This window comes from Microcoleus sp. PH2017_08_TRC_O_A, from assembly GCF_020738665.1.
Taxonomy (GTDB): Bacteria; Cyanobacteriota; Cyanobacteriia; order Cyanobacteriales; family Microcoleaceae; genus Microcoleus.
In genome coordinates, this window is sequence record NZ_JAEQCE010000003.1 from 1 (window position 1) to 14,852 (window position 14,852).

Annotated in this window: 8 protein-coding genes and 1 tRNA gene; 6 read left to right on the forward strand and 3 right to left on the reverse strand. The window is 43.2% G+C overall.

The window, feature by feature from the left end:
• Window positions 1-248 precede the first annotated feature (248 nt).
• Window positions 249-563, forward strand: a complete 315-nt coding sequence (gene kaiB / locus JGK22_RS01295; protein WP_265233654.1) for a circadian clock protein KaiB — start codon at window positions 249-251, stop codon at window positions 561-563.
• Between the two features lie 143 nt (window positions 564-706).
• Entirely contained in the window at window positions 707-2,269 is a 1,563-nt protein-coding gene (gene kaiC / locus JGK22_RS01300; RefSeq protein WP_293175649.1) for a circadian clock protein KaiC, read from the forward strand.
• A gap of 273 nt (window positions 2,270-2,542) precedes the next feature.
• Here kaiC and JGK22_RS01305 read toward each other — a convergent pair.
• Window positions 2,543-2,615 (reverse strand) — tRNA-Arg (locus JGK22_RS01305).
• Window positions 2,616-2,982: 367 nt separating this feature from the next.
• Between JGK22_RS01305 and JGK22_RS01310 the strand changes: the two genes are divergently transcribed.
• The 4 genes from JGK22_RS01310 to JGK22_RS01325 all read left to right on the forward strand — a co-directional run bounded on the left by JGK22_RS01310 (window position 2,983) and on the right by JGK22_RS01325 (window position 10,399).
• On the forward strand, window positions 2,983-5,847 hold the full coding sequence (locus JGK22_RS01310) for a hybrid sensor histidine kinase/response regulator (protein WP_293204496.1): 2,865 nt from the start codon (window positions 2,983-2,985) through the stop codon (window positions 5,845-5,847).
• Window positions 5,840-7,276 (forward strand): response regulator, encoded by a 1,437-nt coding sequence (locus JGK22_RS01315; RefSeq protein WP_293175653.1) that lies wholly within the window; start codon window positions 5,840-5,842, stop codon window positions 7,274-7,276. The genes JGK22_RS01310 and JGK22_RS01315 overlap by 8 nt, the downstream gene beginning before the upstream one ends.
• A gap of 124 nt (window positions 7,277-7,400) precedes the next feature.
• Window positions 7,401-7,796: a response regulator gene (locus JGK22_RS01320; RefSeq protein WP_293175655.1), complete on the forward strand. Its 396-nt coding sequence runs from the start codon at window positions 7,401-7,403 to the stop codon at window positions 7,794-7,796.
• Window positions 7,793-10,399 carry a PAS domain S-box protein gene (locus JGK22_RS01325; RefSeq protein WP_293189780.1) on the forward strand — a complete coding sequence of 869 codons (2,607 nt, stop codon included), beginning with the start codon at window positions 7,793-7,795 and terminating at the stop codon, window positions 10,397-10,399. Before JGK22_RS01320 ends, JGK22_RS01325 begins: the two co-directional genes overlap by 4 nt.
• A gap of 348 nt (window positions 10,400-10,747) precedes the next feature.
• Here JGK22_RS01325 and JGK22_RS01330 read toward each other — a convergent pair whose 3' ends face one another.
• Together JGK22_RS01330 and JGK22_RS01335 are read right to left on the reverse strand one after the other, a co-directional pair.
• Window positions 10,748-11,836 carry a response regulator gene (locus JGK22_RS01330; RefSeq protein WP_293175659.1) on the reverse strand — a complete coding sequence of 363 codons (1,089 nt, stop codon included), beginning with the start codon at window positions 11,834-11,836 and terminating at the stop codon, window positions 10,748-10,750.
• A gap of 505 nt (window positions 11,837-12,341) precedes the next feature.
• On the reverse strand, window positions 12,342-13,841 hold the full coding sequence (locus JGK22_RS01335; RefSeq protein ID WP_293175663.1) for an ATP-binding protein: 1,500 nt from the start codon (window positions 13,839-13,841) through the stop codon (window positions 12,342-12,344).
• Window positions 13,842-14,852 lie beyond the last annotated feature (1,011 nt).

The following is a 14,852-nucleotide window of genomic DNA, read 5'->3' on the forward strand; positions in this document are numbered from 1 at the left end:
AATTTGGAGATGTTCCAATTCCCAATCAAAATCCCAGAAATCATTTTCGGCTCCAATCTCGCATTTTTTCTCGTCTCATACCCTGATTCAGCAACGCCGGAAAAATTTAACAAACTAGAAAGGAGAAGACAGCCGGCAGCGCGATCGTGACGCTGAAATTATTATAAAATAACAAAGAACAGCGGATTCAAGACCAATAACAACTACAACTAACATCTGACAACTAATACTCAACATTTAAAAAGTTCATGAGTCCTCTGAAGAAAACCTACATTCTGAAGCTATACGTTGCCGGGAATACTCCGAACTCAGTGCGAGCTTTGAAAACCCTAAAAGACATCCTAGAACAGGAATTTCAAGGAGTCTACGCCCTGAAAGTCATAGACGTTCTCAAAAATCCTCAGCTAGCAGAAGAGGACAAAATTCTAGCAACCCCCACCCTGGCGAAAATCTTGCCGCCGCCGGTGCGAAAAATTATCGGCGATTTGTCCGATCGCGAGAAAGTTCTGATAGGATTAGATTTGCTCTATGAAGAACTTCGCGAAGAAGACCTGAATTCATAAGATAATCAGAAGACAGTCATTGATCCGCAGTCAGCAGTCATTAGTTATTGAGCAAGAACCCAAATTACAAGCTGGGTATAAAGACTCATGGGCTGGGTTAATGAGTGAGAAATAAAGAATACTGAGAGTTGACAAAAATCGACATGAATGAAATTAGTCAAACGGTGCAACCAGAAGGATTGGTAACGGCAGGCGTTGAAAAGATTCGCACGATGATTGAGGGTTTCGATGACATCAGTCACGGCGGAATGCCGATCGGCAGAACCACCCTAGTCAGCGGCACGTCAGGAACGGGAAAAACTTTATTTGCCGTACAATTTATATATAACGGAATCATCCATTTTGACGAACCTGGAGTCCTCGTAACTTTTGAAGAATCTCCGACAGATATTATTAAAAATGCTTGCAGTTTCGGTTGGGATTTGGCACGGCTAATAGATGAAGGCAAGCTATTTATTTTAGATGCTTCCCCCGATCCAGAAGGTCAGGATATTGTGGGAAACTTTGATTTATCTGCTTTAATCGAGCGAATTCAGTACGCCATTCGCAAGTACAAAGCCAAGCGCGTTTCTATAGATTCAGTAACAGCCGTATTTCAGCAGTACGAAGCTGCATCTGTGGTGCGCCGAGAAATCTTTCGCTTAGTTGCGCGCCTCAAACAAGTAGGCGCAACTACAGTTATGACTACCGAACGGGTTGAAGAATACGGCCCGGTGGCGCGGTTTGGAGTGGAAGAGTTTGTGTCGGATAATGTCGTGATTGTTCGCAACGTCTTGGAAGGCGAACGCCGCCGCCGCACCATCGAAATTTTGAAGTTGCGCGGTACAACTCACATGAAGGGTGAATATCCTTTTACTATGACCAATGATGGTATTAATATTTTCCCCTTGGGGGCCATGCGATTAACTCAAAAGTCTTCTAACGTGCGGGTTTCTTCCGGCGATAAAACTCTCGACGAGATGTGCGGCGGCGGTTTCTTTAAAGACTCGATTATTTTGGCTACCGGTGCGACGGGAACCGGCAAAACGCTGTTGGTAAGCAAGTTCTTGCAGAATGCTTGTATGAACGGCAATCGGGCACTACTTTTTGCCTATGAAGAGTCGCGAGCTCAGTTGTTCCGCAATGCTTATTCTTGGGGCATTGATTTTGAGGAAATGGAACACAAAGGACTGCTGAAGCTGCTGTGTACTTACCCCGAATCTGCGGGCTTGGAAGACCACTTGCAGACGATTAAATCAGAAATTGCTGAGTTCAAACCTTCTCGAATTGCCATAGACTCGCTTTCAGCCCTAGCTAGGGGTGTCAGCAATAATGCTTTCAGACAATTTGTGATTGGGGTGACTGGTTTTGCGAAGCAGGAAGAAATCACCGGCTTTTTTACGAATACCAGCGACCAGTTTATGGGTTCTCATTCGATTACGGACTCCCATATTTCTACAATTACTGACACGATTATCATGCTTCAGTATGTAGAGATTCGAGGCGAAATGTCGCGGGCAATTAATGTGTTTAAGATGCGCGGTTCGTGGCACGACAAAGGAATTCGAGAATACACGATTACTGAAAGAGGCCCACAAATTAAAGATTCGTTCCGTGGCTACGAACGGATAATCAGCGGTTCTCCAACTCGGATTTCGGTTAATGAGAAGAGTGAGTTATCGCGGATTCTCCAGGGCGTGCAAGGTCAAAACGATGACGATATTTGACAATCGGCAGTCTGTTGTAGGGTGTGCGGTGCGCGCTGCTGTGTTCTGAAATCGCCCGCACAGCCAGAACTCCTTTACCAGAAATAATTGATTGAAAGCCCCAAGCCCGGGAGAAATTAAAATCAGACTATTCATTACTCCAATCCTCATCCTTCTGGGTAGAGGTCGCTCTCCAACTGTCAACTGTCAACTGTCAACTGTCAACTGTCAACTGTTGAACATTGGTCATAAAAAAGATCGATCGCGAACGATCGATCTTTTTATTAATTTCAGTGAGCACGGAGGGATTTGAACCCCCGACCCTCAGGACCGGAACCTGATGCTCTATCCACTGAGCTACGTGCCCTCGACTTTTTCGAGTATAACACGTCTTGTCGAAAATGGCTAGTCGATCGAGCAAATTCGATCGACCCTCTCCAAACCGCTGGGCCGATGCGGGTTCTACTCGCCCGCGCGTATCGTGTATCAGGCACTTCTCGCAGCCTGAGACGGCAAATTTTGACAATTATCCTCAAAATAATAGGACAATGGGTAAAATAATATACTTTAATCTAAGCAAAGATTAGGCTCACATTCGATCGCGGTTCAGCGTCTACCACAGCTAATACAGCCCGCATCAATTTCCTCTAGCTAGTAGGTAGTAGATGGCGCTGCTGTTAAGATAAGCTCTCCAAGAACGGTTCTAGGCTAAGTTCACCAAACCTCTGAATCTTATGATTGATAAAATGTTAGATAAATTATCGCTGAGAACTGTTCTCATAGTTCCATTTGTGCTGCAAATCGTCGCAGCCGTGGGACTCGTAGGATATCTCTCCTTTAGAAACGGACAAAAAGCAGTTAATAATCTTGCCACTCAGTTAATGAGCGAGGTGAGTTTGCGTGTCGAGCAAAACCTGCAAGTTTACCTGACTACTCCCCATCAAATCAATCAAAGCAAGCTCGATACTGTCAAACTGGGCTTGTTAAACATGGAAAATTTATCAGATTGGGAGAAATATCTTTGGCGACAAGTACAATTATATCCTTATATAAATTTTACATCTATTGCTAACAACAAGGGAGACTATAGAACCGGAGAAAAACTCTCAACTGGCCCTCTCATGATTAATATGTCAGGCAAATCTACTGGCTTTGATTTTTATTCATACAATACTAACAATACAGGCGATCGCACTACCGTAGCAGCAATGGTCAAAAAATTTGACATCCGCGAACATCCTTCGTACCAAAATGCAGCTAATGTCGGCAAACCAACTTGGAGCTCAGTTTATATTTCGTTTCTTGAACCAACATTAATACTCAGCGCACTCCAACCTGTATACGATAACAACCAGCTAGAAGGAGTATTAATTGCTGCTTTGCGTCTCGACCATATTGGAATATTTTTAAACAGTCTCAAGATCGGCAAATCCGGTCAAGCATTTATTGTCGAAAGAAATGGTACGTTACTCGCAACTTCAACAGCCGAACAACCATTCCGTACCAAAGATAATAAAAAAGAACTGTTTAAAGCAGAAGAGAGTGTTGACCCCTCGACTCAAGCTACAGCTAAATATGTAGCAGCTCGTTTTCGGGAATTAAAGGAAATTAAAACTTCCTATATCTTAAATTTTGAAATAGACGGCAAGCGACAATTTGTAAAAGTCCTACCTTTCCAAGACGGCAAAGGTTTGGACTGGCTGATTGTGGTAGTTGTTCCTGAAGCAGATTTCACCGAACAAATCGATGCCAATACTCGCATGACAATTTGGCTTTGTTTGGCAGCTTTAGCCATAGCTGTAGTTATCGGCATTCAGACTTCTCGGTGGGTGACAAATCCAATTTTGCGCTTAAATACAGCAGCTAAAAATATTGCTAAAGGCGAATGGGACACCACAGTAGAAAGCGAACGTTCCGACGAATTGGGAGAATTAGCCAAGTCATTTAACAGCATGGCTCAACAACTGCAACAATCTTTTGCAACTTTAGAACACCGAGTGCAAGAGCGGACTGCCGAATTGGCTGTAGCCAAGGACAAGGCGGAAGTAGCCAATCAAGCTAAAAGTGCCTTTCTGGCTAACATGAGTCACGAATTGCGATCGCCCCTCAATGCAATTCTCGGCTTTTCCCAACTGATGACTCGCAGCCAAACCCTATCCCGAGAACACCAAGAAAATCTTAGCATAATTAGCAGCAGCGGAGAACACCTGCTCACCCTGATTAATAACGTGCTCGATTTATCTAAAATTGAATCGGGGCGCACCACCCTCAATCCCAAAAAATTCGACCTCTATCGCCTGCTACACGACTTGGACGATATGTTTCAACTCAAAGCAGACGACAAGCATTTGCAGTTAGTTTTCGATCGCAGTCCCGACTTACCGCAATACGTAGAAACTGACGAGTTAAAATTGCGGCAAATATTAATTAATTTGCTAAATAACGCTCTTAAATTCACAGAATATGGCGGTGTTTGTGTCAGAGCTAGCAAGCATTTAATCAGCCAAGACCGAGAGAAAAAATCAGTAAATAATCTTGTATCAAAAACCTACAAAAATACAGGAATTGAGGTCAGTAATAACATTAAATCTCCACATTTAACTTTGTCAGAAAATGCGAGTTATAAAAGCCACAATGACGGTTCAACTTCTGCCTCATCCTTCTTTATTCATTTTGAAGTCGAAGATACTGGCCCAGGTATTGCTGCCAATGAATTAGACAATCTTTTTGAAGCTTTCGTGCAAACCCAGACAGGCAAAGATTCCCAAGAAGGTACAGGCTTGGGATTGCCAATCAGCCGCAAATTTGTGGAATTAATGGGTGGCGAAATCAGCGTCAATTCTGCTGTTGGGAAGGGCACTAATTTTCAGTTTGATATTCAAGTTATTGCGGTGGAGGCGGCTGATATTTCTATCCCAAAACAAACTCGCAATGTGATTGCCTTGGAACCCAACCAACACCCCTATCGAATTTTGATAGTAGATGATAAACTGCTCAACCGCCAACTGTTGATTAAGCTTCTCAATCCTCTGGGTTTTGAACTGAAAGAAGCTACTAACGGTCAAGAAGCTATTGAGATTTGGGACAATTGGGAGCCGCATTTAATTTGGATGGACATGAGAATGCCCGTGATGGACGGCTACGAAGCAACACAATACATTAAAGGCACTATTAAAGGTCAAGCTACTGCTATTATTGCGCTGACTGCGAGCGTTTTGGAGGAAGAACGGGCTGTAATTTTGTCGGCGGGCTGCGATGCTTTTATGCGGAAACCTTTCCGGGAAGCCGATATTTTCGATGCTATGCACAAACATATCGGAGTACGCTATATTTATGAAGATCCGGGGCAAGCTAACTCATCGGCAGTCAAAGAGCGCGATCGCGAAATGACTGCGGCTGACTTCCTTAAATTGCCTGAGTCGCTGGTAGCTGATTTAAAGCTGGCCATACTAAAAGTGGATATGGATTTCATTGAGAGTTCGATCGACCAAATTAGATTAAAGGATACAGTAACTGCTGCTGCGATCGCCAATTGTATAGAAAATTTCGAGTACGACAAAGTTTTAAAGTTAATCTCTCAAGCAAGCTCACATGAATAATGACATTCCTAGTACCCCTCCCGGTAATATTTTAGTAGTGGACGATACCCCAGCGAATTTGCGACTGCTAGCCGGAATTTTGAATGGCAAGGGCTATAAAGTCCGCCCCGTACCGAGCGGCGAGTTAGCACTTTCGGCCGCACAAGGTATGCCTCCCGATTTGATTTTGCTGGATATTATGATGCCCGAAATGAACGGGTATGAAGTTTGCGAAAAAATCAAAGCTGATGAACGCACTCGCGACATTCCGGTGATTTTTATCAGCGCGATAAATGACGTACTAGATAAGGTTAAAGCTTTTGCTGTAGGCGGAGTAGATTATATTACCAAACCCTTTCAGATGGAAGAGGTGCTAGTTAGAGTAGAAACCCATTTAGCAATGTGCCAGTTGCAAAAAAAACTCAAACAGAAAAACGATGAACTGACAATCACTTTAGAGCAACTGCAAGCAACTCAGGAGCAATTAGTTCAATCGGAAAAAATGGCTGCCTTAGGGCAACTGATTGCAGGCATTGCTCACGAAATTAATACGCCGCTAGGGGCGATTCGATCGTCTATTGGGAATATTACCGGCTTTTTGGATAACAATCTCGACAGTTTGCCAGTTTTTTTTAAAGAACTGTCTGCCGAACGCCAGCATGATTTTTTGAGTTTAATGTACAGTTCCCGCCAACAAACTTACTCTTTATCTACGCGAGAAAAACGGGAATTTAAAAGAGGCGTGAAGCAGCAACTAGATGCGGAAGGGATTGATAATGCTGACAGCCTTGCTAGCATTTTAGTCAATATCGGATTGCAAGGAAATGTGCAAGAATTCGTGCCGTTGCTCAAAGACCCTGACAGCGAAAATATTATCAAAACCGCCTACGATTTTGCTAGTATTCAAAAAAGCGCCAGAACCATCGCTACCGCTACAGAACGCGCTGCAAAAGTCGTTTTTGCTCTCAAAAATTATGCGCGTTACGATGTGCATGGGGATAAACTAGAAGTGAATATCACTGATGGAATTGAAACTGTATTAACTCTTTATCAGAACCAGCTAAAACAAGGTGTAGAAATCGTCAGAAACTATCAAGCTCAATTGCCTCCGGTATTGTGTTATCCAGACGAACTCAATCAAGTTTGGACAAATTTAATTCACAATGCCTTACAAGCGATGGACAATCAAGGAACTTTAACAATTGACGCCTTGCAGCAAGATACCAACTTTGCCGTAAAAATTACCGACAGTGGCGCTGGAATTTCACCGGAGATTTTGCCGAAAATTTTTGAGCCGTTTTTTACGACCAAACCAGCGGGAGAAGGCAGCGGATTAGGATTGGATATTGTCAAAAAAATCATTAAAAAACATCAGGGTACAATTGATGTGGAGTCAGTGCCCGGTCAAACTGCATTTACAGTGTCTTTGCCGATTAATTTAATTGAGTAGGTAAAACACCAGACTGAAATCTGGGGCTAAAAATTTGCAGTCTAGGCGCGCGGAATGTAGAATTTGGAAAACGGCGTGCTGCCCATCCGGGTTCACCCTGCCAGACGAAAGGAGGAAACTAGCGATGTCTAAACCAGCAATTTTGTGTGTTGACGATGAAGTAGCGGTGTTGGAAAGTCTGGAAATTGAACTGCAACAGGCATTTAAGGGTAAATATCTTTGCGAATTTGCTGAAAGTGCTGCCGAAGCACTGGAGATTATTGAAGAGCTGTGTGAAGATGAGGTTAACATTCTAGTTATTGTCTCTGATTGGTTGATGCCTGGAATGAAAGGAGATGAGTTGCTGATTAAAATTCATCAAAAATATCCGCAGATTGTGACAGTTATGCTGACAGGACAAGCGGACAAAGAAGCAATTGAACGCACAAAATCTCAAGCCAATCTTCATGCTTTTATACAAAAACCTTGGCAAAATCAAGAATTAATTGAAGCGATTAAGTCTGGTCTAGCAAAGTTATGAAAAAACCTGTGATTATTTGTGTGGATGATGAGCAGACTATACTCGATAGTCTGGAAATAGACCTGCTAAAAGCCTTTGAAGATAAATATTTAATTGAAACTGCCCAAAGCGGCGAAGAAGCTTTGGAATTGCTGTCTGAACTTTTAGCAGAACAGTATGAAGTTCCTTTGATTATTTCCGATCATATCATGCCGAATATGAAAGGAGACGAGCTATTGAGAAGCGTTCATGCCATCTCGCCGAGAACTCTCAAGATTATGCTGACGGGGCAGGCTAATTTGGAGGCGGTAGCCAATGCTATTAATTATGCTAAATTGTACCGATACATACCTAAGCCTTGGCAAACCGATGATTTAAAATTAACTGTTACTGAGGCAATCTACAGATATTTTCAAGATAAACAATTAGCTGAAAAACAAATAGAACTTCAGGAAATGAATCAGGAGTTGGCAAGATTAAACCGCAAGCAGGCGATGCTGATTGCTAAACTCCACGAAAACGAAAGTCGGTTGACGCAATACCTGGAAGCGATGCCGTTGGGCGTGTGCGTGCTTGATGCGAACGGTCAATCTTTTTATGCTAATCAAAAGGCGCGGGATGTATTTGGGAAAGGCACTGTACCCCATATTAATTCGGAGCAGAAAGCAGCAATTTATCAATTCTATAAAGCCGGAACTAATCAGAGATGTCCTGTGGAAGAATTGCCAATTATGCAGGCGCTGCGGGGCGAAAGTGTGCGGACTGAGGGTGTAGAAATTCGGACTGGTAATAAGGTTATTCCGGTGGAGAGTTGGGCGACTCCTATTTATGATTCTCTCGGGGATATTTGCTACGGGATTATTGCTTTTACTGATATTACGGAACGCAAGCAAGCTGAAGCAGCGCTGGTGCAAGCTGAAGAGAAGTATCGCCGGATATTTGAAAATGCTCTCGAAGGTATTTTTCAGACTGCACCTGACGGAACTTTGATTAGCGCTAATCCTGCTCTCGCTCAAATTTACGGCTATGATTCCCCTGAAGAATTGATGGCAAGTGTTAATGAGATTCAGCGGCAATTGTACGTGCAACCGCACCGCCGTCAAGAGTTTTTTGCGTTGATGGAACAGTACGGTACTGTGTCTGAGTTTGAGTCGGAAGTTTACCGCCGAGATGGCAGTATTATCTGGATTTCTGAGGATGCACGTACTGTTTTTGATGCTAGGGGTGAACTGCTTTACTACCAGGGTTTTGCTGAGGATATTACTTTGCGAAGACTTGTAGATGCGGAACGCCTGAAGTTTACGAATGATTTGGAAAAAGCTTTGATAGCTGAAGAAAAGTTCAATGAAGCACTGTTAGAAAGCGAAAATCGGCTGACTCAATTGCTGGAAGCGGTGCCGGTGGGTATATTTGTGGTTGATGGTATTGGGAAACCTTGTTACATGAATTCTTGGGCTGAGAAAATACTTGGCAAAGGCTTGGTTTCTGATGTTATTCCTAGCACTTTGCCGGAAGTTTATCAAACTTACTGCGCCGGAACTAATGAGCTGTATCCAAGCGAGAGACAACCGATTGTGCGGGCGCTGGGGGGGGAAGTGGTGCACTCTGATGATGCAGAAATTCACCGCCCGGAGAGGATTGTGCCGATCGAGATTTGGGCGACTCCAATCTACGACGAACGGAAAAATATTGTTTACGCGATCGCAGTTTTTCAAGATATCACAGAGCGTCAAGAGGTAGAAACCGAGCGCCGCAACTTCACAGATGAGCTGCAAAAGGCTTTAGCAGCGGAAGAAAAATTAACAGATGCTTACGGGCGGTTTGTGCCGCACCAATTTCTACACTTTCTGGGATATGAAAGTATTCTGGATGTAAAATTAGGCGATCAGGTGCAGAAAGAAATGTCGGTGTTGTTTTCAGATATTCGGAATTTCACGGCTCTTTCAGAACAGATGAGTCCTGAAGAAAATTTTCAATTTATTAATGCTTATTTGTCGCGGATGGAGCCTGCAATTACTGAAAATTTTGGGTTTATTGATAAATACATTGGCGATGCAATTATGGCGCTGTTTAATGGCAGTGCGGACGATGCGGTGAAAGCTGGAATTGCCATGCTACAGCAGCTTAACGAGTATAATATGAGTCGCAGTCGGCCCGATCGCGCGCCGCTACAAATTGGCATTGGCATCAATACGGGTTCTTTGATGTTAGGCACGGTGGGGGGGCAAAATCGGATGGATAGCACGGTGATTAGCGATGCGGTTAATTTAGCTTCTCGCGTGGAAAGTTTGACGAAAGAGTATGGAGTTTCGATGTTAATTACTCACAATACTTTTGTACAGTTAAATGATGTTTATGATTTTAGGTTGATCGATCGCGTTACAGTCAAAGGCAAATCGCGCATGGTAACGGTTTATGAAATATTTACGGCCGATCCGCCCGAGTTGCGGCAGAAAAAGTTAGATACAAAGACAATGTTTGAGCAAGGTTTGGTTTTCTACAATAGTGACAAATTTCTCGAAGCTACAAGATTGTTTTCGGCGTGCTTGCAAGTCAATCCTGGGGATAAGGTAGCTCAAATTTATATGCACCGATGTGTGAAACGGGCGATCGCTCCTGCATAAGCTTTGTTCGCCGGAGAGATTGTCTGTTATGTTCGAGAGGGGGAGAGGGGAAGAATGGGGAGCATATCATTTTTATAAAAAGCATTTTTTCTTTGAGTGCGAGCACGCAAGAGTTCGCGTATTGTACAATACGCGAGCTCTTGCGAGCTCGCACTATAAATACAAAACTGAGATGCTCCCGGGAGAGGGGGAGATGGGTATTCTAGATTTAAATATGCAATTTTAATCTAGAATACCATAATTCTGGTTTACTTTTTCCCAAAATAATGTAACTTTAGGGAAGATCCCAACCCCGATTTAGTAAATCATCCCCAAGTCTAAAATCTAAAATATAAAATCTAAAATTGTTTAGATTGGCAGGGAAACGGAAACTATTGTTTCTTGCTGTGGCAAACTTTCTATTTTAAATTTTCCTCCGTGCAATTCTGCTAGGCGTTGAACAATGGCCAAGCCCAATCCCAAACCTGGTTGTTGGTAAAGTTTGCGATCGAACTGCCTGTAAGCTTCTAGCTGTGCAATCTGATCGGGAGTCATGCCGCGGCCTTGGTCTTTGACAGACAGAATAAAAGTCTCATTTTCCACGAAAGTGCTTAATAAAACTGGCGTTCCTTCTAAAGAAAATTTGAAGGCATTGTCCAGCAGTTCCTCAACAATTTTTGTAAGTCTCATAGAATCAATAGCTACCGACGCATCCTGCAAATTTAATTTTAAATCATCTGTTCTATTCACCTGTTTCGCTTGCTGGAGCGCTTTTTGAGTGAGCAAAGATTGTACGCAGCTAAATTGGCTACAGCGCATTTCTTTTAGCAGTTCGGGATTTGTGCCTGCTATCTCAAGTTCTGCATACAGCAAAAAGTTCTGAATCAGCCGATATAAGCGATGACCTGAAGTGTTAATTTGACCGATCATTTCTAAGATGTCTGAATCCTCGAACACCTGATATTCTGACAAAATTAACTCGGAAAAGCCCAGAATAGCATTCAAAGGAGTCCGCAATTCGTGGGGGAGCGACATACTAATATTAATGCGTAATTCGTCTAGGGTTTTTTGAGATTGCTTGCTAATTGTTTTCTGTTTATCAAGTCGAATAGCAATTGCTTTTAGCAGTTCTTGTGGCGTACAAGGTTTAGTAATGTAATCGTCTGCTCCCATTTCCATGCCAGTGCGAATGTCACTTTTATCGGCTTTGGCTGTGAGGAAAATAAACGGAATTGTGGCAGTTATGGGGTCGGAACGCAAAGCTTTGAGGACGCCGTGACCGTCAATTTCCGGCATCATCATGTCGCACAAAATTAAATCGGGGATTTGTGCGATCGCCAATTTGATACCGACTTTACCGTCGTTCGCTCCAATGCCTTCAAAATTCTCGGCTTCCAGTAACTCTAAAATGTTTTCTCTAATCGATTCTTCGTCTTCTATTACTAAAATCTTTGCCACGGTTATTGCTCCTTTTCGTTAGTAGTTGTTGCAAAAAATCTGTGTGAGGATACTTGACAAATTTGTTTGTTTGTGTTGTTAACTGAGCGTTAAGTGGCGGATACTTATAGTTGATAATTTAGTCGTGAAGCTGTACTGCATTTAAATTGTATAACCTTTATCCAAAAAATGATGTATGTCTGGTAATGGGTAATTGGTAATGGGTAATTGGTAATCGATAGTTTCTTTCCTATAAGCTTTCGGGAGCATCTCAGTTCTGTATTTGTAGTGCTGTCGGGAGCTCGCACTGTAAAAAAAATGCTTTTTCCAAAACTGAGATGCTTCCAAGCTTTCTGAGGTTAAACTCCGGTAAAGAGGCTCTGGGCGCGTGTGTGTTATCAATCCGACGATCGTAGCAGAATGTGACATACCTCGTCTTTATGAGAACCGCTATATATTTGAATGAACTATTAACATTAATCAACTCGTCTTCCCCTCTCGCACTCTCTCTCTCTGGCGCAGCAGCTTATTGGCTAGCACAAATTAAAGGTAAGGTAATAGTGAAAGTTGTGCTTTTTCCTTCTTGACTCTCGATCGCCAGTTTGCCGCCGTGAAGTTCCACGGCTCTTTTCACAATTGCTAAACCGAGACCTGTTCCTGAAATAGTGCCGACATTTGTAGCTCGGTAAAAAGTTTCTAAGATCCGCTCTATATCGGTTTGGGGAATCCCGATGCCCTGGTCTTGAACCTGGAAAACAGCTTTGCCGTTTTGACAATTTAGTCGCAAGGAAACTGAACTGCCGGCGGGGGAATATTTGATGGCATTTGAGAGGACGTTTCCCAACATTTGCCGCAGCAGTTTTTCATCCATTTGAGCGTCGCAGTTGCCGCCTTCATGTATAAAGGCGATCGGATGTTGGTTGCTATCGTTGAGCTGCTGTTCTTCTACGAGTTGACGGCAAAATTTTTCGAGGTTTAAGGAAATCGGTTGAAATGGTAAGGTGTTTGCTTCTATTTTGCCAATTACGAGGATATCTTCTAATAACTCTGTCATGCGTTTGATGGCTAGTTGAATCCGCACAAAATGAGTAGATTTTTTTTCTTCTGACCACTTAGCGCTGTAATCTTGGAGCAATCCAGCGGAAAATTGGATGGTTGTCAGGGGGGTGCGGAATTCGTGGGAAACCATGGTGACAAATTTGGCTCGCAGTTCGGAAAGTTCTTTTTCTCGTGCGAGGGCTTTGAGAATTTCAGCTTCTGCGCGTTTGCGATCGCTAATGTCGCGGGCTTCAGCAATGAGTAGCAAAACTTGTCCTGTCTCATTTTTAACAGGTTTGAGTGAGAAATCAACTGTGACAATTTGGCCGTTTTTGCCTACCAAGTCGATTTCGCTGCGGAAAAACTCGCCGCGGCTGGCTTTGGCGATCGCAAATTGCAGTTGTTCGGAAAAATTTCGGGTTTGAGGCCAAATCACCATTTGCCAAATCGGGCGGCCGACTATATCTTGCGATCGCACTCCGGCAAAATCGAGGGCTGTCTCGTTGACTTCCAGCACGACTCCTTCGGGAGTCAGCAGCTTGGTGAGTTGAAAGGAAGAGTCAAAAATCGCCCGAAAACGCCGCTCGCTTTCCCGCAGCATTTGGAATGTTTGCGATCGTTCGATCGCGTAGCGGATAGTCCGCACTAATAATGGAGTAGTAATTTGACCTTTAACAATGTAATCTTGAGCTCCCAAGCGAACTGATTCTAGGGCGATCGCCTCATCGTCCAAGCCTGTCATTACCACCATTGCTGTATCGGGAGCAACTTCTCGCAGGCGAGTTAGGGTTTCCAAACCGCGGCTGTCGGGTAAAGAAAGGTCGAGCAATACTATATCAAAGTGTTGTTTGGACAGTTGGGCGATCGCCTCATGCAGGAACTCAACAGACACGAGTTCCCACTGAACGCCCCCAGATACTTCTAAAAGTTCTGCAAGCAAATCAGCATCAGCGGGATTGTCTTCTATTAACAGAATCTTAATCCACATAGCTTAGAGGTTTTTGGCTGTAACATTTTCACGGCGTATCAATCTCAGCTTAAACTTTTTTTCTTGACCCTGCCATTTGCAACTTGAAAATTATTATTTGGTAACACTTCCAAACCACTTTATTTAGCCAAATTCAAGTCAAGCATAATGCAATCAAGACGGGGTACGCCCACTACAAACTTTCTGGCTGGAAAAAAATCCTTGCTGACCGAAGAGCGAAACGCAAGCCCCGGGCTAACGACACGGATCCAAGTCGGTAGCGGTTTCAACCGCCTTCAATATTTCTTTACATACATCAATCAATACGAAGGACAGTTTTAGATCTGATCGAGTATCTCAAACCCTTGATGGCTATAGGGCTGACTATTTTTTCAATCTTTAAGTCTAGCCCGCTCGTTTCAAAAAATCATTAAAAATGCCAGGGCTTAGTCTGTAACGCTTACAGAGTCGTTAAAAAACTGTCCGAACTATCGATCAATGAAACATATCGAAAATTGATGTTATGATTAAGAAGATTGAGTAGGAATAACCATCTACGTGTTGAAACAACCTAGTACGGTGCAATCCCGGCAACGGACATATCCGACTTGATTCGGAATAGTTAAAGGGCAAACAAAAGGCTGGTTGTTGAGCGTACCGTAACTTTTGGCTAGTGATGGACTCTGAAAGCAAAAAAAACTAAAGTATACGCAATGCTTGAAGAAATTCAAGTTGAGCGAGTAGCGGCGAATTGATAGCGCCTTTGTAGATCCGATTATGGTTTCTTCAAGAATCCCCTCGCCTTTAGGCATGGGGAGTATCAAACTCCATCTTCCACTCTTATGCCACTTGTGAAAAAAATGCTTTTTGCCAGACTTTTTCTAGCCAAGTGATACTATTTGCGATTCTGGCATGAGAAATGGCTCTGGGGTTTGCAGTTAGCCTACATTTGCATTTTTTACCGATATCAGGACTGCTGGGTGAATCCTCCTATACCGAATTTCAAAAAGTTGAAAAAATTTTCTATTGGCC

Coding starts and splice junctions, on each gene's coding strand:
- JGK22_RS01315 (WP_293175653.1), top strand. CDS start 5,840: ATGAATAATGACATTCCTAGTACCCCTCCCGGTAATATTTTAGTAGTG.
- kaiB (WP_265233654.1), top strand. CDS start 249: ATGAGTCCTCTGAAGAAAACCTACATTCTGAAGCTATACGTTGCCGGG.
- JGK22_RS01310 (WP_293204496.1), top strand. CDS start 2,983: ATGATTGATAAAATGTTAGATAAATTATCGCTGAGAACTGTTCTCATA.
- JGK22_RS01325 (WP_293189780.1), top strand. CDS start 7,793: ATGAAAAAACCTGTGATTATTTGTGTGGATGATGAGCAGACTATACTC.
- JGK22_RS01320 (WP_293175655.1), top strand. CDS start 7,401: ATGTCTAAACCAGCAATTTTGTGTGTTGACGATGAAGTAGCGGTGTTG.
- JGK22_RS01335 (WP_293175663.1), bottom strand. CDS start 13,841: ATGTGGATTAAGATTCTGTTAATAGAAGACAATCCCGCTGATGCTGAT.
- kaiC (WP_293175649.1), top strand. CDS start 707: ATGAATGAAATTAGTCAAACGGTGCAACCAGAAGGATTGGTAACGGCA.